Source organism: Pseudonocardia sp. ICBG1034 (assembly GCF_020131375.1).
Taxonomy (GTDB): domain Bacteria; phylum Actinomycetota; class Actinomycetes; order Mycobacteriales; family Pseudonocardiaceae; genus Pseudonocardia; species Pseudonocardia alni.
This window is the reverse complement of record NZ_JAHLEK010000015.1, coordinates 1,180,783-1,205,549: the sequence shown is the minus strand read 5'-3', so window position 1 is coordinate 1,205,549 and position 24,767 is coordinate 1,180,783. Positions and strand designations below refer to the sequence as shown.

Annotated in this window: 23 protein-coding genes and 1 tRNA gene; 12 read left to right on the top strand and 12 right to left on the bottom strand. The window is 74.7% G+C overall.

From position 1 onward, the window contains the following. Positions 1-17 precede the first annotated feature (17 nt). From KPF22_RS07350 to KPF22_RS07330, 5 genes are all read left to right on the top strand, one after another. Complete coding sequence (locus KPF22_RS07350; protein WP_224401549.1) at positions 18-2,156, top strand: hypothetical protein; 2,139 nt, start codon at positions 18-20, stop codon at positions 2,154-2,156. 56 nt (positions 2,157-2,212) lie between these two features. After that, positions 2,213-3,043 (top strand): DUF3105 domain-containing protein, encoded by an 831-nt coding sequence (locus KPF22_RS07345; protein WP_208820538.1) that lies wholly within the window; start codon positions 2,213-2,215, stop codon positions 3,041-3,043. A gap of 7 nt (positions 3,044-3,050) precedes the next feature. Beyond that, the gene (locus KPF22_RS07340; protein WP_224401548.1) at positions 3,051-3,725 is read left to right on the top strand and encodes a DUF305 domain-containing protein; all 675 of its coding nucleotides are present in this window, start codon (positions 3,051-3,053) and stop codon (positions 3,723-3,725) included. 107 nt (positions 3,726-3,832) lie between these two features. After that, positions 3,833-4,720: an alpha/beta fold hydrolase gene (locus KPF22_RS07335; protein ID WP_224401547.1), complete on the top strand. Its 888-nt coding sequence runs from the start codon at positions 3,833-3,835 to the stop codon at positions 4,718-4,720. An 80-nt stretch (positions 4,721-4,800) separates the two neighbouring features. Next, a tRNA-Arg gene (locus KPF22_RS07330) sits at positions 4,801-4,872 on the top strand. A gap of 76 nt (positions 4,873-4,948) precedes the next feature. Here KPF22_RS07330 and KPF22_RS07325 read toward each other — a convergent pair. Together KPF22_RS07325 and KPF22_RS07320 are read right to left on the bottom strand one after the other, a co-directional pair. Then, entirely contained in the window at positions 4,949-5,428 is a 480-nt protein-coding gene (locus tag KPF22_RS07325; RefSeq protein WP_224401546.1) for a DinB family protein, read from the bottom strand. Between the two features lie 2 nt (positions 5,429-5,430). Further along, positions 5,431-6,087 carry a class I SAM-dependent methyltransferase gene (locus KPF22_RS07320; RefSeq protein WP_374107466.1) on the bottom strand — a complete coding sequence of 219 codons (657 nt, stop codon included), beginning with the start codon at positions 6,085-6,087 and terminating at the stop codon, positions 5,431-5,433. Between the two features lie 191 nt (positions 6,088-6,278). On the opposite strand from KPF22_RS07320, the gene KPF22_RS07315 reads away from it, so the two are divergent. Then, positions 6,279-6,878, top strand: coding sequence for a helix-turn-helix domain-containing protein (locus KPF22_RS07315; protein ID WP_224401545.1), 600 nt, complete (start codon positions 6,279-6,281; stop codon positions 6,876-6,878). 40 nt (positions 6,879-6,918) lie between these two features. Beyond that, positions 6,919-7,797, top strand: a complete 879-nt coding sequence (locus KPF22_RS07310) for a DNA-3-methyladenine glycosylase (protein WP_224401544.1) — start codon at positions 6,919-6,921, stop codon at positions 7,795-7,797. Between the two features lie 59 nt (positions 7,798-7,856). Here KPF22_RS07310 and KPF22_RS07305 read toward each other — a convergent pair whose 3' ends face one another. From KPF22_RS07305 to KPF22_RS07295, 3 genes are read right to left on the bottom strand one after another with little or no spacing between them, the layout of a single operon-like run. Further along, positions 7,857-9,293 (bottom strand): phenylacetate--CoA ligase family protein, encoded by a 1,437-nt coding sequence (locus KPF22_RS07305; protein ID WP_224401543.1) that lies wholly within the window; start codon positions 9,291-9,293, stop codon positions 7,857-7,859. A gap of 36 nt (positions 9,294-9,329) precedes the next feature. Then, positions 9,330-10,091: an SDR family NAD(P)-dependent oxidoreductase gene (locus KPF22_RS07300; RefSeq protein WP_224401542.1), complete on the bottom strand. Its 762-nt coding sequence runs from the start codon at positions 10,089-10,091 to the stop codon at positions 9,330-9,332. A 28-nt stretch (positions 10,092-10,119) separates the two neighbouring features. Beyond that, positions 10,120-11,229: an LLM class flavin-dependent oxidoreductase gene (locus tag KPF22_RS07295; protein ID WP_224401541.1), complete on the bottom strand. Its 1,110-nt coding sequence runs from the start codon at positions 11,227-11,229 to the stop codon at positions 10,120-10,122. A 200-nt stretch (positions 11,230-11,429) separates the two neighbouring features. Here KPF22_RS07295 and KPF22_RS07290 point away from each other — a divergent pair, with 200 nt between their 5' ends. The 5 genes from KPF22_RS07290 to KPF22_RS07270 are packed head-to-tail and all read left to right on the top strand — an operon-like array spanning position 11,430 to position 15,710. Continuing rightward, positions 11,430-11,840, top strand: coding sequence for a Zn-ribbon domain-containing OB-fold protein (locus tag KPF22_RS07290; RefSeq protein ID WP_224401540.1), 411 nt, complete (start codon positions 11,430-11,432; stop codon positions 11,838-11,840). Then, on the top strand, positions 11,837-12,967 hold the full coding sequence (locus KPF22_RS32990) for a thiolase family protein (protein WP_224401539.1): 1,131 nt from the start codon (positions 11,837-11,839) through the stop codon (positions 12,965-12,967). The genes KPF22_RS07290 and KPF22_RS32990 overlap by 4 nt, the downstream gene beginning before the upstream one ends. Beyond that, a complete protein-coding gene (locus tag KPF22_RS07280; protein WP_224401538.1) occupies positions 12,964-14,238 on the top strand; it encodes a cytochrome P450 in 1,275 nt (424 codons plus the stop codon). The genes KPF22_RS32990 and KPF22_RS07280 overlap by 4 nt, the downstream gene beginning before the upstream one ends. 17 nt (positions 14,239-14,255) lie before the next feature. Then, positions 14,256-15,056: an SDR family NAD(P)-dependent oxidoreductase gene (locus tag KPF22_RS07275; protein ID WP_178376118.1), complete on the top strand. Its 801-nt coding sequence runs from the start codon at positions 14,256-14,258 to the stop codon at positions 15,054-15,056. Positions 15,057-15,074: 18 nt separating this feature from the next. After that, a complete protein-coding gene (locus KPF22_RS07270) occupies positions 15,075-15,710 on the top strand; it encodes a TetR/AcrR family transcriptional regulator (protein WP_224401537.1) in 636 nt (211 codons plus the stop codon). Between the two features lie 43 nt (positions 15,711-15,753). Here KPF22_RS07270 and aspA read toward each other — a convergent pair whose 3' ends face one another. The 7 genes from aspA to KPF22_RS07235 all read right to left on the bottom strand — a co-directional run bounded on the left by aspA (position 15,754) and on the right by KPF22_RS07235 (position 24,762). Next, entirely contained in the window at positions 15,754-17,154 is a 1,401-nt protein-coding gene (aspA, locus tag KPF22_RS07265) for an aspartate ammonia-lyase (protein WP_224401536.1), read from the bottom strand. Further along, complete coding sequence (locus KPF22_RS07260; protein ID WP_224401535.1) at positions 17,151-18,110, bottom strand: asparaginase; 960 nt, start codon at positions 18,108-18,110, stop codon at positions 17,151-17,153. The genes aspA and KPF22_RS07260 overlap by 4 nt, the downstream gene beginning before the upstream one ends. Next, entirely contained in the window at positions 18,107-19,510 is a 1,404-nt protein-coding gene (locus KPF22_RS07255; RefSeq protein ID WP_224402391.1) for an amino acid permease, read from the bottom strand. Before KPF22_RS07255 ends, KPF22_RS07260 begins: the two co-directional genes overlap by 4 nt. A gap of 77 nt (positions 19,511-19,587) precedes the next feature. Next, on the bottom strand, positions 19,588-20,244 hold the full coding sequence (locus tag KPF22_RS07250) for a FadR/GntR family transcriptional regulator (protein ID WP_062397410.1): 657 nt from the start codon (positions 20,242-20,244) through the stop codon (positions 19,588-19,590). Positions 20,245-20,360: 116 nt separating this feature from the next. Beyond that, a complete protein-coding gene (locus KPF22_RS07245) occupies positions 20,361-20,798 on the bottom strand; it encodes a VOC family protein (RefSeq protein WP_224401534.1) in 438 nt (145 codons plus the stop codon). A gap of 77 nt (positions 20,799-20,875) precedes the next feature. Beyond that, positions 20,876-23,449: a rifamycin-inactivating phosphotransferase gene (gene rph, locus KPF22_RS07240; RefSeq protein ID WP_224401533.1), complete on the bottom strand. Its 2,574-nt coding sequence runs from the start codon at positions 23,447-23,449 to the stop codon at positions 20,876-20,878. Positions 23,450-23,592: 143 nt separating this feature from the next. Next, positions 23,593-24,762, bottom strand: coding sequence for a lipase family protein (locus KPF22_RS07235; RefSeq protein ID WP_208820504.1), 1,170 nt, complete (start codon positions 24,760-24,762; stop codon positions 23,593-23,595). Positions 24,763-24,767: the final 5 nt, after the last annotated feature.

Below are 24,767 nucleotides of genomic sequence, written 5' to 3'. Positions count from 1 at the left end.
CGGCGACGATGCGGGGCGTGACGCCCCCCTCCACCGACCGGAGTACCCGCGCGCCCGTCGTCTCCGGGGCGGTGGCCCTGCTGCTCGGGGCGGGGTTCGTCGCGGTGTCGCTGGCCTACAACCGCGGGAGCCTGGTCCCGCCGCTCGACGACGTCTACATCCACCTGCAGTACGCCCGGCAGTTCGGCGACGGCGAGCCGCTGCGCTACCAGCCGGGTGCGGAGATCACGACGGGCGCGTCGAGCCTGCTCTGGATGGTCCTGCTCGGCGCCGCGCACGCGGTCGGGTTCGACGGCCGGTGGCTGCTCGCCGTCGCCGTCGCGGGCGGGGTCGTCGGCGTCGCCCTCGCCGCGGCGTTCACCTCGGCCGCCGCGACCCGGCTGGGCGGGCGTGCCGCGGGATGGTGGGCGGGACTGCTCACCGCGCTGTGCGGGCCGCTGCTGTGGGGCGGGGCCAGCGGGATGGAGGTGGGCCTGCTCGCGGCCCTGGTCACCGGCACCCTGCTGTCCTACCTGCGCGAACGTCCCCGTTTCCGGTGGACGCCGGTGGTCGCGGCGCTGCTGGCCCTCACCCGCCCCGAGGGCTTCCTGCTGGCCGCCGCGTTCACCGCCGCGATGGCGTGGACGCTGCTGCGGTCCCGCCCCGGGACGCCCCCAGGGGAACTCTCGTGGCCTAGGTGGCAACGAGGGTTCCCCTGGGGGCGTGCGGCGGCGCGGGGGCTGCTCGTCGCGGCGCCGGTGGTGGTGTTCGCGGCACAGCTGCTGCTGTTCCGGGTGCTCACCGGGACCTCCCAGGCCAACGGGGTGCTCGCGAAGTCGTGGCTGCACACCGGGTTCCTGCACCAGCCGCTGGAGATCGCCGACCACGTGCAGCGCAACGTCGCGGCGCTGCTCGCCTCGCTGGCCGGGCTGTCGGGGCAGGACGTGCTGGCGCCGCTCGCGCTCGTCGTCGCGGTGCTGGGGGTCGCCGCGCTCGCCGCGCGCCGGGAGCGGACCCTCGCGGTCGCGCTCGGCGGCGGGCTGGTGCTGGTGGTGGCGGCCGTCGCCACCCTGACGACGGCGATGTGGCAGGACCTGCGCTACCTGCAGCCGTTCCTGCCGCTGCTGCTCCTGCTCGTGGTGCTCGGCGCCGGTCTCGTGCCGCACCGGACGGCGCGCGGCGGGCTGCTCGCGGTGGTGCTGCTGTTCACCGTCGCCGCGACGCCCGCCTGGGCGCTGCGGCTGGGCCAGCAGGCCTCGGCGATGCGCGAGGGGCCGGTGAGCGTCGCGCAGTGGATCGCCGGGAACGTCCCGCCGGGCGACGCCGTGGCCGTCAACGACGTCGGCGCCGCGGCCTGGTTCGGCGGTCACCGCACCGTCGACCTGGTCGGCCTGACCACGAACGGGATGGCCGCGCCGTCGCTGAACGGGCCGGGGACGCTCTACGAGGCGCTGCGCGCGCTGCCGCCGGACGAGCGGCCGCAGTGGTTCGCGGTGTTCGACCGGTGGGGCGGGGTGCCCGTCGCCGACCTCGGCCGCGCCGGGCTGCTCGGCACCGAGCCGGTCATCACCTTCGGGCTCGCCGGGCCGGCCCGGCCGATCTCGGCGTCCGCACCGCAGACCTGCCAGATCGACCGCAGCTGCGACCGGGTGAGCATCTGGCGCGCGGACTGGTCCGCCGCGGACTCCGCGCAGGCACCGGACGCACCCGTGCCCGGCCGGATCGTGGACCACCTGAACGTCGGGGACACCGCCGACGAGGCCGCGCACGGCTGGACGACCGACCCGCCGGTGCTCGGCGTGCAGCCGGACTCGGTGCTGGACCGGGCCGTCGTCGCGCCGGGGCGGCTCGTCGCCGACAGCGGCCGGCACGTCGTCGGGGGCGAGACCTTCACCCTCGGCGGCACCGTCCCCGGACGGCCGCTCACCCTGACCGGGCGGATCGGCGCCGGGCCCGCGCTGCCCGGCGAGCGGACCCGGGTGGTCGCCGTCGACGTCGACGGCCGCCCCGCCGGGGAGTGGACGCTGCCGGACGCGCAGCCGTGGGCGCAGGCGTCGTTCACGGTGCCCGGGGAGCTCGTGACCGGTGACCGCGTCACGGTGACCACCCGTCCGGTCGCACCGCTGCTCGCGCCCTACCCCGACTACCGCTCCTACGGGTGGTGGGCGAGCCGCTGACGGCGTCTTCCTAGACTCGGGCGAACCCGCCCGCCGACCACGAACAGGACTCCCCCATGGCCAGCGGCAAGTCCGGCAAGAAGCGACCGTCGATGCCGAGCTCGGTCGGCCGGCGCCAGTTCCCCTGGGGCATGGTCGCCGCGATCACCGTGCTGGTGCTGCTCGCGGGGGCGTTCATCGTCTACCCGCTGGTGCAGCGCAACCAGAACCGGGCCTGGGAGCCCACCGACGACAACCGCAACCCGGCGCTCGCGATCCCCGGCATCGTCAGCCAGGACTACCCGGGCCTGCAGCACGTGCTCGGCTTCCAGCGGGTCGCCTACACCCACAGCCCGCCCTTCGGCGGCGCGCACGACGGCTTCTGGGCCGCGTGCAACGGCGTGGTCTACCCGAACCCGGTCCGCTCGGAGAACCTCGTGCACTCCCTGGAGCACGGCGCCGTGTGGATCGCCTACAACCCCGACACCCTCGACGAGGCGGGCAAGGCCGCACTGTCCCAGCGGGTCGAGGGACAGCCGTACACGGTGATGTCGCCCTACCCGGGCCTCGACGCCCCGATCTCGCTGCAGTCCTGGGGCAACCAGCTGAAGGTCCAGAGCGCCGACGACGAGCGGATCGACCAGTTCATCCGCGCGCTGCGGCTCAACCGCTTCACCCACCCGGAGGTCGGCGCCTCCTGCGACGCCCTCGGCGCGCAGGGCTTCGACCAGGACAACCCGCCGGCCTTCCAGCCGATCCCGGAGCAGTCCGCCGTCGACGGGCAGACGATCCTGCCCGAGAACCAGGGCGCGACCCCCGGCGGCGCCCCGGCGCCCGACCCCACCGTCCCCGGGCAGCCCGCACCCGGGCAGCAGGCCCCGGCGCCCGCACCGGCCCCCGGGCAGTGAGGCCCCGATGACGACCCCGGCCGACGAGACCCCGCTCTGGCGGAACCCGATCACGATCACGCTCGGCGTGATCGCGCTGGTCGCGGTGCTCGTCGCCGGGTTCGCGGTACGCGGCGCGTTCGGCCCGTTCGTGCCCGAGCCGGGCTCGGTCGACGTCGGGTTCGCCCAGGACATGACCGTGCACCACCGTCAGGCCGTCGAGATGGCGTCCTGGGAGCGCGACCGCGCCACCGACCCGCGGGTGCGGCAACTGGCGTTCGACATCGAGACCACCCAGAACCAGCAGGTCGGCCGGATGCAGGGCTGGCTCGGTCTGTGGGACGCGCCGAGCCTGCCCAGCGGCGGCCACATGGCCTGGATGGACGACTCCGCGCACGCCGGCATGTCCGGCATGGCGGGGATGTCCGGCGGCGTCGCGACGATGCCGGGCATGGCGAGCACCGCCGACCTCGCCCGGCTGCGGGCCACCCCGCCCGGCGCCGCCCTGGACGTCGAGTTCCTCCAGCTCATGCTGCGCCACCACGAGGGCGGCGTGTCGATGCTGGAGTACGCCCGCGACCACGCCGACACCGGCGAGGTCCGCAACCTCGCCGGGCAGATGCTCTTCTCGCAGAACTCCGAGGCGGACCTGATGCGCGGGCTGCTCGCCGAGCGCGGCGCGGCCCCCCTGCCCCTGGGCTGACCACCCCCGGGTGCCGGGGCTGGACGACCGGCACCGCGGCGCGCTCTGATGGGAGCTGCCGCGGACGCCGGCGCCACCCCGTGGCCATCCGCGGCCGAGGAGGCCCCGTGAGCAGCACCGCGACCGTCGACGTCCCCCACCTGGGCGGATCCCGGATCGGGTACCGGTCCGGCAGGCCGCACGACCCGTCGCTGCCGACGGTCGTCATGGTCAACTCCTTCACCACGACCGTCGACCTCTACCGCCCCCAGTTCGAGGACACCGCTCTGTCGGGCGCGGCGAACCTGCTCGCCCTGGAGCCCTACGGGCACGGCGCGACGAGGTCGGCTTACCCGCACTTCACCTACTGGGACAGCGCCCTGGCGAACCTGCAGGCCATGGACGCGCTCGGCGTCGACCGGGCCTTCGTGCTCGGCACCTCGCAGGGCGGCTGGGTCGCCGCCCGGATGGCGCTGCTCGCCCCGGACCGGATCCAGGGCATCCTCCCGCTCGGCACCTCGATGGACTTCGAGAGCCCGGCCAGCCGCGAGCGGGGCTGCTGGGACGGCATCGAGTTCTGCACGCCGTCTGTCGACGCGCTGGCCGCCCCGGTCGACGACGACTGGGTGGTGCCGGACGAGTTAGTCGACGCCGTCCTGGGCGCGGGGCTCGGCGAGGGGATCGGCGACGACTTCCGCGCGTTCTGGCGGCGGACCTACCGCGAGACCTACACCGGCGACGACGGCCGCCACCGCCTCCGCGTCTGCACGGTCAACCTGCGGGACCGCGACGGCCTGCACGGCAGGCTCGACGAGGTCCGCTGCCCGGTGCTGTGGCTGCACGGGACCGACGACACGGTCTACTCCGTCGCCAACGCCGAGGACGGCATCCGGCGCTTCACCGGTGCCCGGCATGCCGAGCTCGAGATCGTGCAGGGCGGGCAGCACTTCCTGAGCGCCTCGAACCCGGAGGAGGTCGACGCCGCGGCCCTGGCCTTCGTGACGCGGTGGGCGTGAACGGGGCCCGGCGACGGGCATGATCGGCACCCCCGCGCGGGCGGGCCGGGTGCGATGCGCTATCTTTCTCCCATCGCACGGCCCCCGTAGCTCAGGGGATAGAGCACCGCCCTCCGGAGGCGGGAGCGCAGGTTCGAATCCTGCCGGGGGCACGTCAACGCTTGACAGGGAACGCGGCCTCTCACCTGCTGAAACAGGGTGAGGGGCCGCGTTCGTCGTGTCCGGGCGTCAGCGCCCGGTACGGCCGTCAATGCGTTCGCGGAGGATGTCGGCGTGCCCGGCGTGGCGCCCGGTCTCCTCGATCATGTGCACCAGCAGCCACCGTCTCGACGGGGCCGACCTCCGTCCCGCGGGCACCGGCGCCGCCCGGTCCAGGTCGGCCCAGGTGGCGATGACGGCGTCGGCCCGGGTGGTGGCCTCCCGGTAGGCGGCCACGACGTCCTCGGCGGTGTCCTCCTCCCGCGGCCGGAAGGTCGCGGGCCAGTCGCGGACGGCCTCGCCGAGGAAGCAGTGGCGTTCGACGTGTGTCAGGTGCGAGACCAGGCCGAGCAGGCTGGTCCCCGAGGGGACGCCGGGCTCGCGGGCGGCGGGGTCCGGGACGCCCGTGGCCTTGGCCGCGACCGCGCCGCGGAGGTGGCCCAGGAACCCGGTCAGCACGCTCTTCTCGTCCGCGGCGTCGGGCGGGAGGGCGGTGTCGCGGCGGGGCACGGTCAGTTCCGGTGGGTGGCGCCGGCGCCGGCGCGGCGCAGGACCAGGACGGTGTCGACGACCGTGGCGGTACGGCCGTCGGGGCCGGTCGCGAGGCGCCGGGGCTCGTCGGCGCGCTCGACGGCCCACCCGTCGGGGTCGAGGCCGAGCCCGGCGGCGATCTCGGCGGCGGTGGGGTGGCGGGCGTCCGGGTCCTGGTTCCACGACCACGGGGCGACGGACCCGTGGTCGACGACGAGGAGCAGCCCGCCCGGGCGCAGTGCGCGCGCGGCGGTCCGCAGCACCGCGTCGCGGTCCAGCGTGAACGGGGTCTGCAGGTACTGGGCGGAGACCAGGTCGAACGTCCCGTCCGGGAACGTCGTCGCGAGGTCGTGGCGCTCGGCGCGGATCCGCGGCGCGAGCCGCTCGGCGCGGCCGCGACGCGCGAGCCCGTCCACGGCGGCGGCGGAGATGTCCACCGCCGTGACGTGCCAGCCGCGCCGGGCCAGCCAGATCGTGTCGCCCCCGGCACCGCATCCGAGGTCCAGGGCCGTGCCCGGTGCCAGCGGGCCGGCGACCTCCGCGAGCAGGGGGTTGGCGCGGGCCTCTCCCCCACCGCGGCGGCGGTACAGCTCGTCCCAGAAGGTCTCGGGGTCGGACGCGGTCGGCATGGGGTCCATCGGTGGTTCCTCCGGGAGGTGTCGGTCTGCGGGTGGGGAAGAGGGGTGGGTCGTCACGGCAGGAAGGTGAGCAGCTCGGCGACCACGAACCCCGGGTTCTCCTCGGGTCGGTCGGAGAAGGTTCACCTCCGCAGCATCGGCACCCACCGTCCCTGCTTGCAAGAAATCTTGCCGATCGGCAATCTGGCGGGATGGACGACACCGGACACGACGTGCTCGCCGGAGTGGGCCCGCGGCTGCGGGACCTGCGCCGTCGCCGCGGCGCCACCCTCGACCAGCTCGCGGCGGAGACCGCCCTGACCGCGAGCACCCTGTCCCGGCTGGAGACCGGGAAGCTCCGGCCGACACTGGAGCAGCTGCTGCCGCTGGCCCGGGCGCACGGGGTCCCGCTCGACGACCTCGTGCAGGCACCGCCGACCGGTGACCCCCGCATCCACCTGCGCCCGGTGCGCCACCGCGGGCTGGTGTTCGTCCCGCTGACCCGTCGCGGCGGCGGGGTCCAGGCCTTCAAGGTGGTCTACCCGCCGGCCGCCGCGTCGCCGACGACCGCCCTGCAGACCCACGAGGGCTACGAGTGGTTCTACGTCCTCGACGGCCGGGTGCGGCTGGTCCTCGACGACACCGAGCATCTCCTCGACCCCGGCGAGGTGGTCGAGTTCGACACCGGCACACCGCACTGGATCGGCAGTGCCGACGACCGGCCCGCCGAGACGCTCGCGCTGTTCAGCCTCCAGGGCGAGCACGCCCACCTCGGCCGGGGTCGGCTCGGCGGGCAGCTCGGGGCACGATGACCCGGGGGCACGGTCGGCTCCGGGGCGGAGGAACGTCGGCATGAAGCAGTACGAGACCCGGGTCGAGGCCCTCGGACCGTGGTCGCTGTCGACGAGCCGTGCGTTCTGGGAGGGCTTCGCGCCGTCGGCACTCACGGCCCGGCCCGACGCGCCCGACCAGCTGCGGTCGGTCTTCTGCACCGACGGCGACTGGCGCCGCGCCGAGGTGGTGGTGACCCGGCACGACGACCGGGCCCGGCTGGTGCTACGGGGCGACGGGGACCTCGAGGCCGCCGCGGCCCAGGTGTGCCGGTTCCTCTCCCTCGACGTCGACGCCCGCGGCTGGCCGGACGTCGCCCGGCGTGACCCCGTCATCGCCGACGCCCAGCGGCAGCTGCCGGGCCTGCGGCCGTGCGGCTTCCACTCCCCCTACGAGGCTGCGGCCTGGTCGGTGCTCGCCCAGCGGGTACGCATCGTGCAGGCCGCGGGGCTGCGCGCCGACCTCGTCGCCCGGCTCGGCGACACCGGGGCGTTCCCGGCCCCGGCGGTGCTGCGCGACGCCGAGCTCGACCTCCCCGGCCGCAAGCCCGAGTACCTGCGCGCGGTCGCCGAGGCCGCCCTCGAGGGCCGGCTCGACGGCGCGGGCCTGCGCGCCGCCGACCCCGACGACGCGCTGCGCACGGTGCAGGAGATCAAGGGGGTGGGACCGTTCGCCGCCGAGCTCGTCGTGCTGCGCGGCGCCAACGTCCCCGATGCGCTCCCCCGCCACGAACGCCGCTTCGAGGACGAGGTCACCGAGCGCTACGGCCCCGGGCACGACCCGGCCACCGTCGCCGAGGCCTGGCGTCCGTACCGCACCTGGGCCGTCGTCCACCTGCGCGCGCTGCGGGAGCAGCGCACCCACGAGATCGCCGGGCGGCCCGGTCGTCGCACGGTGTGAGCCGGGGTCCGGGCCGTTCCCGGTCCCGGCGGAGCCGGCCGTGACGGCGGCGGCCGGCGTCAGACCCGCGGGCGCTCGTCGACGACCCGCCGGGCCTTGAACGTCGTCTCGGGCAGCGTCCCGGGGTCGAGCAGCTCCACCGGCACCGTTATGGCGACGGCCCGGCGCAGCGCCTGCTCGGTTCGCCCGGCGATCTCCCGGCGGGCCGCGTCGGCGTCCGCGGCGGACAGCCCGGCGAGGACGGCGGCGGTGGGCGCCGAGACCTCGGCCTGGACCGTGATCTCGTCCAGCGCGGCGGGGCGGGAGACCCGGATCCGGAACTCCGGTCCCAGCCCGTCGATCGAGCGCAGCGCCGTCTCGACCGCCGACGGGAACACGTTCGCCCCGCGGACGACGAGCATGTCGTCGAGCCGGCCCAGCACGCCCTCGGGCATCCGCGGGTAGGTCCGCCCGCACGGGCACGGGTCGTCGGCGAGGTAGGTCTCGTCGCCCGGCGCGAACCGGATCATCGGCTGGGACTCGCGCCAGAGGTGGGTGTAGACGACCGCGCCGCGCCCGCCGACCGGCACCGCGGTGTGCAGATCGTCGGGGGCGACGACCTCCACGTGCACCTCGTCGGTGATCAGGTGGGTGCCGGTCCCGGCGGTGCAACCCACGCTGGTCTGGAACGGGTACATCTCGGAGGTGGACCCCGCGTCGACGACGGTCGCACCCCAGCCCTGCTCGATGAGGCGCCGGGTCCCGGGCAGGGAGCCCCCGGGCTCGCCGCCGACCAGCAGGGTGTGCACGGTGCCCGCGGCGAGGTCGACGCCCATCCGTTCGGCCACCGACAGCAGGTGCACGCAGTACGACGGCGTCGCCGTGAACACCGTCGACCCGAGCCGCTCGATCAGCTCGACGTGCCGTTCGGAGTCGGTGACGCCGAGCGGGAACACGGTCGCGCCGATCCGTTCGAGCCCCTGCAGCACACCCCAGCCGCCGAAGAACAGCCCGAACGGGAACCCGACCTGGGCGATGTCGTCGGGCCGGACGCCCGCGCACCACTGAGCCATCGCGTGCACGTCGGCGGCCCGGTCCCAGTCCCCCTGGGACACCGCGTAGAGCGTCGGCGTCCCCGAGGTGCCCGACGAACCGTGGATCCGGGCGATGCCGGTCGACCCGTCGGGCCCGGAGAAGTCCCGGGTGTAGCTGCCGAACGGCGGGTGTTCGGCCTGGTCCGCCACCAGCATCCGCTTGGTGACCACCGGGACCTTCGCGGTGAAGTCCGCGAGCGAGCGCACGTCGTCGGGGTGGAAGCCGTGCGCGTCGTAGTGCCTGCGGTAGAACGGCAGCCGGTCGTAGACGTAGTGCAGCTGGTGGCGGATCCGGTCCAGCACCACCGCGTCGCGGTCTCGGGGGTCGCGGGTCTCCCGTTCGGCGTCCCAGAAGCGGGCGAACCCCCGGTCGTCACGGTCGGTGCCGTCGACGACGGCGTGCGGCACGGCGGCGCTGTTCATGCGTGTCCTCTCTGCGGCGGATGGTCCGGGCGGCGGTCAGCCGGCGCTGCCCTTGGCGTTCCACCCGCCGTCGACGGGCAGGACCTCGCCGATGAGGAAGGACGCGTCCTCGGACAGCAGGAACGCGGCCGCGGCGGCGATGTCGGCGGGTGTGCCCAGGCGCGGGATCAGGTGGGCCGCGACGAAGTTCTCCCGCATGCTCTCGGTGATGCCTGCGAGGATCGGGGTGTCGATCGTGCCCGGGCAGATGCAGTTCACCCGGATCCCGCGCGGGCTGTACTCCATCGCGACCTGCTGGGTGAGGCTGACGACGCCGCCCTTCGCCGCACTGTAGGCGGCCAGGTTCTCCAGGCCCTTGAGCGCCGCCATCGACCCGATGTTGAGGATCGCCCCGCCCCCGCCGTCGAGCATCCGCGGGATGACGGCCTGCATCCCCAGCCAGACGCCCTTGAGATCGGTGTCGACGACGTGGTCCCACCCGGCCTCGTCGAGGTCGACGACGTTGTCCGGACCCAGGGTGTTGGTGACGCCCGCGACGTTGCCCAGCGCGTGCACCCCGCCGAACCCGCCGACGGCCTCGTCGACCAGACGCTTCCAGTCGCCCGGCCGGCGCACGTCCATCACGACGTGCGCCGCCCGCCCGCCGCCGTCGACGATCTCGCGGACCGTCGTGTCGTCGTCCTGCAGGTCACCGACCACCACCGCGGCGCCCTCGGCGGCCAGCCGCAGCGCGATGCCGCGGCCGATCCCCTGCACACCGCCGGTGACGACGGCGACCTTCCCGTCGAACCTGTCCATGCTCGCTCCGATCTCGAAGGGGTCGGGGTCAGGACCGGCCGAGGGCCACGTTCGCCAGCCGCTCGCGGCGGGCCATGTTCTCCCGCGGGGTGAACTGCGGGGTGACGTAGCGGGCGAACAGCTCCAGCGAGCGGTTCCAGCGGTCGGTGGTCACCCAGTCCCGGGTGTTGATGAGGAAGGTGCCGAAACCGCCGGTCTGCTCCTCCAGCTCCCGGATCGACCGGATGCAGTCCTCCGGGCTGCCGACGATCCAGGGGATCTCCTCGACCATCCACTCGAAGGTGAGGTCGGCGTCGTCCATCCCGTGGCCCTTCTTCATGAGGGCGCCGAGACCGAGGCCGAGCAGGTACTCGTAGGAGCGCCGCACGCCCTCCCGGATCTCGTTCATCGCCTGGTTGCGGGAGTCGGAGACGTAGACCTCGCGGCTGACCCGCCAGTTCCGACGCGCCTCGGCGGGGTCGAGTCCCGCCTGCTCGGCGGCGCCGACGAGTGCGGCGGCGTGCGCGGCGAGGTCGGGGGCGTCGGCGTAGCCGCGGTTGTCGGTGGGGGCGAAGTACACCGAGAGCGCCTTCCACCCCTTCTCCCCGCAGCGCGCGTAGTTGTGGGTGCCGGTGAGGCCGGCGATCGCGAACGGCGGGACCTCCTGGTAGGGCCCGACCTGCAGCTGACGGTTCTCGTACTTCCAGTACTGGCCCTCGTAGCTGACCGGCTCCTCCGAGGTCAGCAGCTCCCAGATGATCTCCAGTGCCTCGTTCGTCCGGGGCTTGGCCTCGGAGCGCTCCAGACCGAACAGGGCCTGGTCGGTCGGCAGCCCGCCGCCACCGAAGCCGTACTCGAGACGGCCGTGGGTGAGGTGGTCGAGGAACGCGAGGCGCTCCGCCACCTGGAACGGGTCCTGGTAGGGCAGGTTGACCACGCCGGTGCCGAGCCGGATGCGGCTGGTGACCGCGGACGCCTTGGCGATCATGTACTCGGGGACCGGCACGTTCTCGAAGCCACCGGTGTGGTGCTCACCGATCCAGTACTCGTGGAAGCCCAGCTTCTCCGCCAGCACGATGTCGTCGATGTCCCGGTCGTAGGACAGCGTCCAGTTCTCGTGCGGGGGGTGCTCGGGCATCGTGAACAAGCCGAACCGCATCGGTCGGACCTCCTGGCCGCACTCGGCCGGCGTGGCCTCGTTGCCAAACGCCGGGTTGTTTTCAGTCCGGCAAACAGTGACCTGGTTCACCCGAGCTGTCAAGAAGTCCACTCGGATCGGTGCACAGCTCCGCTACCCATCGTTGATAACTGACCCTTGGTTTGTTTTCATGGCGGGACACCGACCCAGGAGAGCCGCCCGTGCCGCACACCGACGCCGTCGACCCACGCCCCCGCTCCGAGCTCGACGCCGACGGGACGTGGCGGCTCGCCGGGCTGCGCTGTCTCCGGTGCCCGGCCGTCTCCGCCCACGTGTGGCCGCGGTGCCCGGCCTGCGGCGGACCGGTGGAGCGGGCGGTGTTCGGCCCCGGCGGCACCGTCTGGAGCAGCACCGTCGTCCGGATCCCGGTCGCCGGGCGGGAGCCGCCCGTCGCGCTGGCCTACGTCGACCTCGACGACGGGCCACGCGTCCTCGCCCACGCTCCGCTCGGACCGGACGCGCCGCCGGTCGGCTCCCGGGTCGTGCTCGTCGCGCCGACCGCGGCGGGCGACCCGGCGGTCGGCACGGTGGTCGGCACGGTGCCCGGCACCGGCGCGGGGGTGGCGTCGTGACCGGGGTCGCGGTGCACGGCGTCGGCACCTCCCACTTCGGGCGCAGGCCCGACCGGGACGCCGTCGCCCTCGTACACGACGCGGTGTCCGAGGCGCTCGCCGACGCCGGGGACCCGGCGCTCGACGCGGTCTGGGTCGGCACGGTGTTCGGCGCGCCCGGGGTGGCCCAGCGGTCGCTGCGCGCGCTCGGGATCACCGGGATCCCGGTGGTGACGGTCGAGAACGCCTGCGCGAGCGGGACGACGGCGTTCGCCGAGGCCTGCGAGGCCGTCCGCTCCGGCCGGTACGGGCGGGTGCTCGCGCTCGGCGTCGAGCGGATGAGCGCGGCGTTCGACGGCGCGATCACCCCCGAGCCGTCCGACCCGGAGCAGGCCTCGGGCCTCGCGCTGCCCGCCCTCTACGCGATGAGCGCCGCCCGCTACCTGGCGCTCGGCACCGTCACGCACGCCCAGCTGGCGGCGGTGTCGGTGAAGAACCACGCGCACGCCCTGCACAACCCCCGCGCCCAGTACGCCGGGTCCTACACCGTCGAGCAGGTACTCGGGTCCCGCATGATCAGCGACCCGCTGACCCTGCTGCAGTGCTGCCCGACCTCCGACGGCGCCGCCGCGGCGGTGCTCGGCCCGGCCCGCGGCACCGGCCGGGAGGTGGCCGTACGCGGGGTCGCGCTGCGCAGCGGCGCCCCGTGGAACGAGCGCTCGCCGCACGTGTGGGGCTACGACCTGACCCGCGACACGGCCGCCGACGCGCTCGCCGCCGCCGGCCTGGACTCGGTGTCCGACGTCGACGTCGTGGAGGTGCACGACGCCTTCACGATCGGCGAGATCGTCACCGTCGAGGCGCTCGGGCTGGTGCCCGCCGGTGCGGGCGGACGGGCCGCCGAGACCGGCCTGACCGCGCTCGGCGGCCGGCACCCGGTGAACCCGTCCGGCGGTCTGCTCTCCCGCGGCCACCCGCTCGGCGCGACCGGGCTCGCCCAGGTCGCGGAGATCGTGTGGCAGCTGCGCGGCGAGGCGGCGGACCGGCAGGTCGAGGGGGCCCGGATCGGGCTGGTCGAGACGATGGGCGGCGGCGTCTCGGTCCTCGACGGCAACGCCTGCGTCGTCGCCGTCCTGGAGGCACCGTGAGCACCGCTCCGTTCCACGCCGCGCCGTTCGACGCCGACCGCGCCGACCTGCTCTCCCCGGAGGCCGTGGCCGACCCCTACCCGCTGCTCGCCGCGCTGCGCGAGCACGACCCGGTGCACTGGAGCCCGCGGTACCGGTCCTGGTTCCTCACCCGGTACGACGACGTCGACGCCGCACTGCGCGACATGCGCTTCTCCTCCGACCGGATCGCCCCGTACCGGCGGGCCAAGCTCGACCGGCCCGGGGCCGACCCCGGGCTCCGCTACGCCTTCGGGGTCCTCGAGGAGTGGATGGTCTTCAAGGACCCGCCGGACCACACCCGGCTCCGCAAGCTGCTCGGCCGCGGGTTCACCCCGCGCGCGGTGGCCCGGATCCGGCCGCGGGTCGAGGAGCTCGCCGACGAGCTCCTCGACGCGGCGATCTCATCGGGGGCGGGCACCCTCGACGTCGTCCGGGACGTCGCCTACCCGCTGACCGCCTCGGTCATCGCCGAGATGCTCGGGGTCCCCCGGCGCGACCAGGACGACTTCAAGGTCTGGTCGGACCGCATCACCGGTCTGGTGTTCGGCGGGCTGGGCGACGACGGGCGGCACGCCGACGGCGCGAGCGGGATGGCCGAGCTGACCGGCTACCTCGCCGACCTGGTCGCGGCGCACGAGCGCGAGCCCGCCGACGACCTGCTCTCGGCGCTGATCAGCGCGCGCGACGAGCACGACTCGCTGAGCCACGACGAGGTCGTCGCCACCGGAGTGCTGCTGCTGTTCGCCGGGCACGAGACGACCACCAACCTGATCGGCAGCGCGGTGCTCGCGCTGCTGCGCCATCCCGGACAGCGCGCCCTGCTCGACGCCGAGCCGCAGCGGTGGTCCGCCGCGATCGAGGAGGTGCTCCGGTACGACGGCCCCGCCAAGACCGTCGCGCGGGTGATGGCCGCGGACGTGGAGCTGCGCGGACGGACCCTGCGCCGCGGGGACCGGGTGTTCCTCAGCCCGTCGGCCGCGAACCGCGACCCGGCGGTGTTCGAGGACCCGGACAGCTTCGACATCGGCCGCCGCGCGGGACGCCAGCTCGGGTTCGGGGTCGGGCTGCACTACTGCCTGGGCGCACCGCTGGCGCGGATGGAGGCGGCCGTCGCCGTCCCCCGGGTGCTGGCGCGGGTGCCCGCGCAGACCGTCGACGAGGACCGGCTGCGGTGGGCGCCGGTGCTGCTGTCGCGCGGGATGGAACGCCTGCCGGTGCGGCTGCACCCGGATCCGCCTGGAGCCCGGTGACCGGGGAGGATGAGCGGATGGACGACGTGCCGGCACCGGCACCGGCACAGCTGCCCGGTGCGTTCCGGCTGGACGGCCGGGTCGCGGTCGTGACCGGGGCGTCGTCCGGGTTGGGTGCCTGCTTCGCGCACGTGCTGGCCGGTGCGGGCGCCGACGTCGTGCTGGGCGCGCGCCGGGCCGACCGGCTGGAACAGGTGCGGCGCTCGGTCGCCGCCACCGGGCGTCGCGCCGTCGCCGTCGTCACCGACGTCGCCGACCCGGACCACTGCGAGGCGCTCGTCGACGCCGCCGTCACCGGGCTGGGCCGGGTCGACGTCCTGGTCAACAACGCCGGTACCGGCTACGCCGCCCGCGCGGAGACCGACGACCACGGGCGGGCGGCCGCGCTGCTGGAGGTCAACCTGCTGGGGGCCTACGCGATGGCCGCGGCCGCGGGCCGGCGGATGATCGACGCGGGCCGCGGCGGCGCGATCGTCAACGTCTCCTCGGTGCTCGGGCTGACCGCCGGGACCGTGCCGCAGGCGGCCTACTCGGCGTCGAAGGCGGGGCTGGCCGGGCTCACCCGGGACCTGGCGGCACAGTGGGCCCGGCACGGCGTCCGGGTCAACACGCTGGCCCCCGGCTGGTTCGCCTCGGAGATGACCGGCCCGCTGCTGGAGCACCCGCGCGGGCGCGACGCCGTCGTCGACCGGATCCCGCTGGGCCGCGTCGGCGAGCACGACGAGCTGGCCGGGCCGCTGCTGCTGCTCGCGTCGCCGGCCGGCTCGTACCTGACCGGCACGACGCTGTGCGTCGACGGCGGCTGGACGATGCACTGAGCGGGAAGGGGTGAGCTGATGCCGCGACCGAGTCGCTGGCCGGACCTCGTGCGTGCGGCCGGGGAGGAGTTCCGGGAGCACGGGTACGACAACGCGACGCTGGAGAGCATCGGGGCCCGGGTCGGGATCCTGAAGGGCAGTGTCTACAACTACGTCGGCAGCAAGGAGGAGCTGCTGCTCGCCGTCGTCGACCAGCCTGCGCAGGCGCTGCTCGCCGAGCTCGACCGGCTGCGGGCCGACACCGGCAGCAGCGTGGCGATGCGGCTGCGCGAGTTGATCCGGACCCAGATCCGGATCTTCTCCGACTACTACCCGGCCGCGTTCGTGTACCTGCAGCACGTCGGCCGGTTCCGGTCGCCGGTCTTCGCCCGGTTCGACGACATGGACCGCCGCTACATCGCCGCGGTCGAGTCGCTGCTGGCCGAGGGGGTCGCGAAGGGCGAGTTCTCGCTGGCGGGCTCGCCCGCCGTGGCCGCCCGCGCCGTCGTCGGCATGCTCGACTGGATGCAGCACTGGTTCACCCCGCAGAGCGGTGAGGCCGACGCGCGCCTCGCCGACGAGCTCTTCGCGATCGCGCTCGGCGGCCTGCTCACCGCGGGTGGGGTACACAGCCTGACCCGCGGACTCCCCTACGAGGTCCCGCCGCAGCCCTGAGCCGGTCCCGCCGCCCGGCCGGGGGCGACGGGGCCGGAGGGTCTCAGCGCGTGCCGGGGCGGGCCAGCACCTCCGAGCGCAGCAGCCGGGCCAGCTCGTCGGCCGGGATCAGGCCCCGTTCGACGACGAGCTCCACGACCCCGCGGCCCGACGCGAGCGCCTCCTTCGCGATCTCGGTGGCGGCGGCGTAGCCGATCGTCGGGTTCAGGGCGGTGACCAGCCCGATCGAGTTCTCCACGTAGCCGCGCAGCACGTCGGTGTTGGCCGTGATGCCCGCGACGCAGCGGGTCGCGAGCGTCCGGCACGCGGCGCCCAGGTGCGTGATCGACTCCGACAGCGAGTGCAGGATGATCGGCTCGAACGCGTTGAGCTGCAGCTGTCCGGCCTCGGCCGCCATGGTGACGGCGACGTCGTTGCCGATCACCTCGAACGCGACCTGGTTGACCACCTCCGGGATCACCGGGTTGATCTTCCCGGGCATGATCGAGGAGCCGGCCTGGACCGGCGGCAGGTCGATCTCGTTCAGACCGGCGCGCGGGCCCGAGGACAGCAGCCGCAGGTCGTTGCAGGACTTCGACAGCTTCACCGCGATCCGCTTGAGCACACCCGAGAGGTGCACGAACGCGCCGCAGTCCTGGGTGGCCTCCACCAGGTCGGCCGCGGTCCGGACCGGCACCCCGGTGATCTCGCCCAGGTGCGCACACGCCGCCTCGGCGTAGCCGGGCGGCGCGTTGAGACCGGTCCCGATCGCCGTCGCACCGAGGTTGATCTCGTGCAGCAGCGCCGCGGCCTCGGTGAGCCGCTCGCGGTCCTCGCCCAGCATCACCGCGTACGTGCCGAACTCCTGGCCGAGGGTCATCGGCACGGCGTCCTGCAGCTGGGTGCGACCCATCTTGAGCACGTCGTGGAACTCGACGGCCTTCGCCGCGAAGGCGCGCTCCAGCACGTGCATCGACTCCGACAGCTCGCGCACCGCCAGGATCGTCGCGACGTTGACCGCGGTCGGGTAGGCGTCGTTGGTCGACTGGGACATGTTGACGTGCTCGTTGGGGTGCACGACGTCGTAGCGGCCGCGCTCGTGGCCCAGCAGCTCCAGCGCCCGGTTGGCGACGACCTCGTTGGCGTTCATGTTCGTCGAGGTGCCCGCACCCCCCTGGATGACGTCGACGACGAACTGGTCGTGCAGGGCCCCGCCCCGGATCTCGGCGCAGGCGGCCACGATCGCGTCGGCCACCTCCGGCTCCAGCAGCCCCAGCTCCCGGTTGGCCAGGGCCGCGGCCTCCTTCACCGCCGCGAGCGCCTCGATGAGGTGCGGGTAGGCGGCGATGGTGGTGCCGGTGATCGGGAAGTTCTCCCGGGCCCGGGCGGTGTGCACGCCCCAGTAGGCCTCGGCGGGGACGTCGCGGTCGCCGAGCAGGTCGTGCTCGTGACGGACGGCGCTCATGCGGTCTCTCCTTCGGCGGTGGCCAGGGGGCCGGTGACCCGCAGGTCGGCCCGGCCCGGCGGGAGGTGGACGCCGCACCGGGCGAGTGCGGCGGTGACGACGGGGCGCAGGGCGCGCAGCCCGCCGTCGGCGATCTTCACGGCGACGGCGGTGCCGTCCGGCAGCGCGGCGACGGTGACGGCCTCGAAGCCGTCCTTGGCGAGCAGGCCGGGCACCGCCCGCATCAGCGCGGTGACCGGGCGCCGCGATCCGCCGACGAGCTCGGGGTGCCGGCGCATCCCGGCCGCGACCAGGCCGTCCGGGGACTCCGGGTCGGCCGTGACGAGCCGGGCCAGCGCGCCGGCCAGCCCCCGCAGCGAGACCGCGAACAGCGGTGCCCCGCAGCCGTCGACGGCGGTCCGGGCGACCGGGGCGCCGGTGAGGTCCTCGACGGTCCCCCGGATCGCGGTCTGCAGCGGATGCCGCGGGTCCAGGTAGCCCTCGGTCGGCCAGTCGCGCAGCAGGCAGGTCCGCAGCATCGCGGCGTGCTTGCCGGAGCAGTTCTGCGCCAGCTGCGACGCGGACCGGCCCGCGGCGAGCCAGGCGTCCCGCTCCTCGGGGTCGTAGGGCAGGTCGGCGGGGTTGCCCAGCGCGCCGACGCCGATCGGGCCGAGCAGCGCCCGGACGGCGCCGAGGTGGGCCTGCTCGCCGGAGTGGCTCGCGGCGGCGATCGCGAACCCGGACGGACCGGGCCGCAGCCCGAGCCGGGCCATCGCCGCGGCCTGCAGCGGCTTCGCCGTCGAGCGGGGGTAGAACGCGACGTCCGGGTCCCCCGCGGCGAACAGCGTCGAGCCGTCCGGGGCGAGCACCACGACCGAGCCGTGGTGCACCCCCTCCACCATGCCGTCGCGCAGGAGGTGCACCAGCGGTTCGTGGGCCGGTACCCCGATCCTCGGCGGGGCGGCCAGCTGGGTCATACCGTGTCGTCCTCTCTGTGGTCGGTGCTGTCGTCCGTGCTGTGGTCCGTGGTGTCGTCCGCGCCGAAACCGGTCCGGTCGAACGCGGACATGTCGATGCGGTTGCGGACGGCGTACCAGCCCGCGACCAGGGCGCCGACGATCACCGGCAGCCCCATGAGGGTGATCCGGCCGACCTCGTCGAAGGCCATGAGCACGACGACGGCGGCGAGGAACACCAGCGTCGCGACGTGCGTGTACGGCGCGCCCGGCAGCCGGAACCCGGGCCGCTCGACGCCCTCGCGCCGGCAGCGGCGCACGAACAGCAGGTTGCTGATCATGATCGTTCCCCAGGTGCCGAGGATGCCGATCGCGGCGAAGTTCAGGACGATCTCGAACGCCTGCGCCGGGACCACCGCGTTGAGCCCGACGCCGAGCACGCAGATCGACGAGGTCAGGAGGATCCCGCCGTAGGGCACCCCGCGCCGGCTCATCACCCCGGTGAAGCGGGGTGCCGACCCCGACGCCGCCATCGAGCGCAGGATCCGGCCCGTCGTGTAGAGGCCGGCGTTGAGGCTGGACAGCGCCGCGGTGAGCACGATCAGGTTCATGATGCTGTCCGCGCCGGGCAGCCCGAGCCGGGCGAGCACCGTGACGAACGGGCTCTCCCCGGCGGAGTACTCCGTCCACGGCAGCAGCATCGTCAGCAGCACCACCGAGCCGACGTAGAACAGCGCGATCCGCCAGACGATCGAGTTGATCGCCCGCGGCATGACCTTCTCCGGGTGCTCGGTCTCGCCGGCGGTGACGCCGACCATCTCGATCGCGGCGTAGGCGAACACGACGCCCTGCACGATGAGCACCGCGGGCAGCAGCCCGGCCGGGAGGATCCCGCCGTTCCCGGTGATCAGGGACGGTCCGGGGGTGACCCCGTCGACCGGGGTCTGCGTCGCCAGCAGCCAGATGCCCAGCAGCATGAACGCCACCAGGGCGCCGACCTTGACGATGGCGAACCAGAACTCCAGCTCGCCGAACAGCCGCACCGACACCAGGTTGACCACCAGCACGACGGCCAGCGCGACCAGGGCGAGGACCCACTGCGGGGCCGGGGTGAAGAACGACCAGAAGTGCGCGTAGAGCGCGATCGCGGTGATGTCGGCGATCCCGGTCGTCGACCAGTTGAGGAAGTACATCCAGCCTGCGACGTAGGCGCCCTTCTCCCCCATGAACTCCCGGGCGTAGGACACGAACGCACCCGACGAGGGCCGGTGGAGGATCAGCTCACCGAGCGCCCGGACCACGAGGAACGCGACGACGCCGCAGACCGCGTAGACCAGCGCGAGCGCCGGTCCCGCCTGGGCCAGACGGCCGCCGGCACCGAGGAACAGCCCGGTCCCGATCGCCCCACCGATGGCGATCATGTGGATGTGCCGGGCCCGCAGGTCCTTGCGGTAGCCGGAGTCGCCGGGGTCGGCGACGGGGGCGGGTCGCGTCCCGGTCACCGGGTCACCCCGCCCTCGCGCACGATCCCGGCCAGGGTCTGCTCCACGTGGCCCAGGTGGGCGGTCATCTCGGCGACGGCGCGCTCGGAGGAGCGTTCGGCGATCGCCGCGACGATCCGCCGGTGCTCGGCGTTGGACTGCTCGCGCCGGTCGCCCAGCTTGTTCAGGAACGACGACTGCGCGGCCAGCGCCTCCCGGATCTCCTCGATGACCTTGGCGAACGCGGGGTTCCGCGACGCCCGCGCGATCGTGATGTGGAACAGCGAGTCCAGGGCGACCCAGGTGGCGTCGTCGGTCTCGGCGTCCATCCGTCCGACCAGGTGCCACAGCTCGTCGAGGTCGGCGTCGTCGTGCCGCACGGCGGCGTAGCCCGCGACCGGGATCTCGACGTGCCTGCGGACCTCGAACAGGTCGCGGGCGCTGTAGTCGCCGAAGGTCGGGTCGTCCGTCGGACCGGTCGCGACGACGAAGGTGCCGCGCCCGGTGCGCGACTCGGTCAGCCCGAGCGCCTGCAGGCCCCGGAGTGCCTCGCGGACCACCGACCGGCTGACCTCGAACTCCGCGCTGAGCGCCGCTTCGGCGGGCAGCTTGTCACCGACCTCGTACTCACCCCGCTCGATGGTGGCTCGCAGGTGGGACAGCACGGCCTCCATGGCGCTGACGCGACGGGGACCACGCTGTCCGGCTGTCTGGCTGTCTGACAGGTTCACGGTGAAAGAGGGTGACGGCGAGGGCCGCCACTGTCAAGAACCGGGTGGGCCGGTCTCCGTCAGCCGGTCTCCTCGGCCAGCGCGACGAGGATGCCGTCCGGTCCCCGCACGTAGGCGAGCACGTGCGCGCCGCCGAACGGCACCACGTCGCCGACCGGCACGGCGCCGTGTCCGCGCAGCCGGGCGAGGGTCTCCGCCACGTCGGTGACCGCGAACATGATCCGCCGGATGCCGAGCACGTTCACCGCGGCGCCCGGGTCCCCGGACGGCGACGACGGTGACACGAACCGCATGAGCTCCAGCCGGCCGTGCCCGTCCGGCGTCCGCACGACGGCCATGTCGCACCGCACGCCGTCGAGCCCGACCAGCCGGTCCACGTCCGGGCCCGCCACCGTCGCCCGGCCCTCCTCCTCCAGGCCGAGCGCGCCGAAGAACGCGACCGCCTCGTCGAGGTCGGTGACGACGACGCCGACGTTGTCCATCCGCAGCACGCTCATGACATCCTCCCGATCGCGCGGCCCCGGTGGCCGCGTCCGCCCCGGGGACGGAGCCGGTCCCCGGTTCTCGACATGTGTCAGCCGAGGATCTCGACCAGCCCGCTCCCGCCGTCCACCCGGACCCGCTGACCGTCCCGGATCAGCCGGGTCGCGCCCTCCACCCCGACCACGGCGGGCAGGCCGTACTCGCGGGCGACGACGGCGCCGTGGGTCATCCGCCCGCCGACCTCGGTGACCAGCCCCGCGACCGTGACGAACGCCGGCGTCCAGCTGGGGTCGGTGTAGGCGGTGACCAGCACGTCCCCGGGTTCGAGCGCGGCCCCGGACAGGTCGGCGACGACGCGGGCGCGGCCCTCGACCGTCCCGGCCGACACCGCGAGCCCGGCGAGCGCTCCGGGCGGCACGTCGTCGCGGTGGTAGGAGCCCTGCAGGCACTCGCCGTCGGAGGTCAGCACCCGCGGCGGGGTCAGCGCCTCGTACGCGGCGAACTCCGCCCGCCGGGCGCGCACCAGCGCGAGGTCGGCGTGCCCGGTGCGCGAGACCTGCTCCAGCTCGTCGAACCGCAGGTAGTAGGCGTCGGTGCGGTCGTCGAGCACGCGTGCGGCGACGAGCCGGTCGGCCTCGGCGAGCAGCGCGGCCCGGTAGACCGCGTAGCGCGAGACCATGCCGAACTTGGGGAACTCGCGGTAGCCGATGAAGGTCCGCAGCCGGTCGATCATCAGCGCCGTCCGCGCGGCCCGTGCCTCGCCGTCGGCCCCGGCCCGCAGCCGGGCCAGCAGGTCGTCGCGGGTCGCCTCGGCGGCGCGGCGCCCCTCCTCGAACCGACGGCGCCCGGCGCCGGGCTCCTCGCCGTCGACGTGACCGAGGATCAGCGGCACGAGCGCGGCCGGGCGCTCGTGCCACCGCGGCCGGCTGATGTCGATCTCGCCGACGCAGCGGGCCCCGTAGGCGTCGAGCCAGCCGACGATCGCGTCGCGGGCCACCGCGCCGCCCTCCACCGACCCCAGCGCGTCGAGCACGTCGTCCCCGGCCTCGCGCAGCAGCGCCACCGCCGCCGGGTGCGGGCGGACCGCGTCGGCGACGTCGAGCAGCGCGAGACCCATCTGCGAGGTCACGTTGTCGGGCACCGACCGGGTCAGCACGTCCGACGGCCGCTCCCCCAGCCACTCGCCGACGTGCTCGTCGATCCAGTACGCCGCGTCCATCGCCGTCATGAACACCCGGGTGCTGCGCGGGTTGCTCAGCCGCGCCCGCAGCTCGGGGATGTCCTCGCGGATCGCGACGAACAGCTCCGGTCCGACGCGGCCGTGGATCCGTCGCGCCGCGTCGGCCACCGACGCCCGTCCCTCGGCGACCAGCTCGGCGACCAGTGCCGGGTCCGGGTCCAGCGGCTCGGTGGTCGGCGCGCCGTGCACCGGGGCGGGCGTCGCCGGATCCTCACCGAGCGGGACCGCGCCGCGGTCGAGCACGGTGCGCAGCGCGTCGGTCATCAGCGGGTCCGACCGGCCCATCACCGCGAGCAGGCCGGCCCGTCCGGAGGGGGTGCCCAGCGCGGCGGTGACGTCGACGAACAGCCGCCCGCCCGCCTCGGCCATCGGGCGCGGCGTCGTCATCTGCCAGAACGACAGCCCGAGCGGACGCATCGCGTCGGTCATCATCTGCTGGTAGCCGACCGACAGGTAGACGTGGAGGTGGTCATCGCCGGTGTCGGGGACCGGGAACAGCGTGGTGATCGGGCGGCTCTGGACGACCTGGAACCGGCCGCCGGACAGGCACCACTCGATGTCCTGCGGGCTCCCCAGCCCGGCCTCGACCGTCCGGCCGAGCCGGACCAGCTCCAGTACCCAGTCCTCGGTGAGCAGGGGCGGGCCGTCCGGGTCGAGCCGCTCGGTGCGGGTGCCGCCGCCCGGCGCCGGCTGCACCGCGACCGTCCGCGGTGCGATCCGCGTGTCGACGACGGTGTCGGCACGGACCGTCCACGCGTCCGCGGCGACCAGGCCGGACACGAGCGCCTCCCCCAGCCCGGGCACCGCCTCGACGAAGGTCACGGTCCGATCGGAGGTCACCGGGTCGGCGGTGAACAGCACCCCGGACACATCCGGGACGACCATCTCCTGGATCACCACCGCCATCGCGACGGCGCGGTGGTCCAGGCCGCGCCGCCGGCGGTAGGCCACGGCGCGGTCGGTGAACAGCGACGCCCAGCAGTCCCGCACCCGGTCGAGCACGGCGTCGGCGCCCACCACGTTCAGGTACGAGTCCTGCTGCCCGGCGAACGACGCCGTCGGCAGGTCCTCGGCGGTCGCGCTGGAGCGCACCGCCCACGCCGTCCCGGCCGGGGCCCGGCCGACCGCCGCGGCGACCGCCGCCGCGACGTCGTCGGGGACCGGCCGGGACGCCACCAGCCCGCGGAGCTCGGCGGCGACCGCGGCGAGCCCGTCGGCGTCGTCGGCGGGCAGACCGGCCAGGCGGTCCAGCAACGCGTCGAACCCGGGCGCACCCCCCACGACGGCCCGGTAGGCGCCGGTGGTCACGCACCAGCCGCCCGGGACCGCGACCCCCGCCGTCCGGGTCAGCTCCCCCAGGTGCGCGGCCTTCCCCCCGACGACGCCGACCCGGTCCCGGCCGACCTCGCCCAACTGCAGCAGCACCTCGCGCACTCCCACCCCCGTGTCACCACGACGCCGCAGGTCACGGCGCCGGGCGCAGAGTCTGGCGCGGTCCCCGGGTCTTGCCGCAAGTCCCCCGGTGCGTTATACGTTGACCATGGCGGGAGGGACTCCCGCCATGGTCGTCAGCCGCAGGTGGGCGTCGTCGGCAGATCGGCGAAACGGGCCTGCAGGAACGCCAGCGCGCGGGCCTGGCCGTCGGGGTACCCGCCGAGGTGACCGGGGACGGGCGACGGCCGGAACTCGACGTCGGCGCCGCGGGCGCACCAGCGCTCGGCGAGCTCCTCGCCCTGGCCGAACGGCACGATGTCGTCGGCGACGCTGTGCACGATCAGCACCGGCGCCCCGGGCGTGCGACGCCCGATCAGCTGCTCGTCGACCCGGCTCGCGAAGGGCTCCTCGTCGAGGAACGCCGAGATCGGGCGTCCGTCGGCGGACAGCGTCTCCGAGCGCAGGCCCGGGTAGCGCAGCGCGGAGTCCTGGGTGCACTGCTCGCGCAGCTCGGCGACCACCTGCCGGCCGCGGTCGTTGAGCAGGTCCTGCACCCCCAGGTCGGGGTAGGCGGCGTCGAACCCGGAGACGGCGTAGCCGAGCAGCGCGACGGACGGGCCGCCGTCGAGGGCCCGGCCGGTGGCGCGCAGGTCGGCGGGAGGCGCGCCCGCGTAGGCGCCGACGAGGTTCAGCTCGGGGGCGTACTCCGGGGCCAGCTCGACCGCGGCCGCCGACGCGCCACCGCCCTGGGAGTAGCCGTAGAGCGCGGTCGGGGCGTCCTCCGGCACGCCGACGCCGGCCCGCTGGGCGGCGCGCGCCACGTCGAGCAGGGCGTGCGCCTGCGCCGCGCGGTTGACGTAGGTGTGCTCGCCGGGCGTGCCCAGGCCCTCGTAGTCGGTGACGGCCACGGTGTAGCCGCTGGTCAGCAGCGCACCGATCGCCGGGGCCTCGTACTCGGTGCCGGCCTGCAGCTGCCGCGACGGCGCGCAGCGGTCGGCGAGCCCCTGGGTCCCCGCGGCGAAGCCGACGACCCGGGTCGGCCCGGGCGCCGGGACGAGCGGGGTGAGGACGATCCCGCTCACCGTGACCGGGCGGTCGTCGGTGTCGAGGCTGCGGTAGAGGATCCGGGTCGCCGTCGCGGCGGGCACCGTCGGGGTGAGGACCCGCTCCGCGGACACGACGTCACCCGGCGCAGCCTCGCCCCCCGGCCCGTCCGGCGAGGCCAGTGCCTGCGGCACCGCGACCACCGCCGCGACGACCGCCACCACCCCCGCCACGACCGTCGCGCGCAGCCTCGTCCTCATGCCCG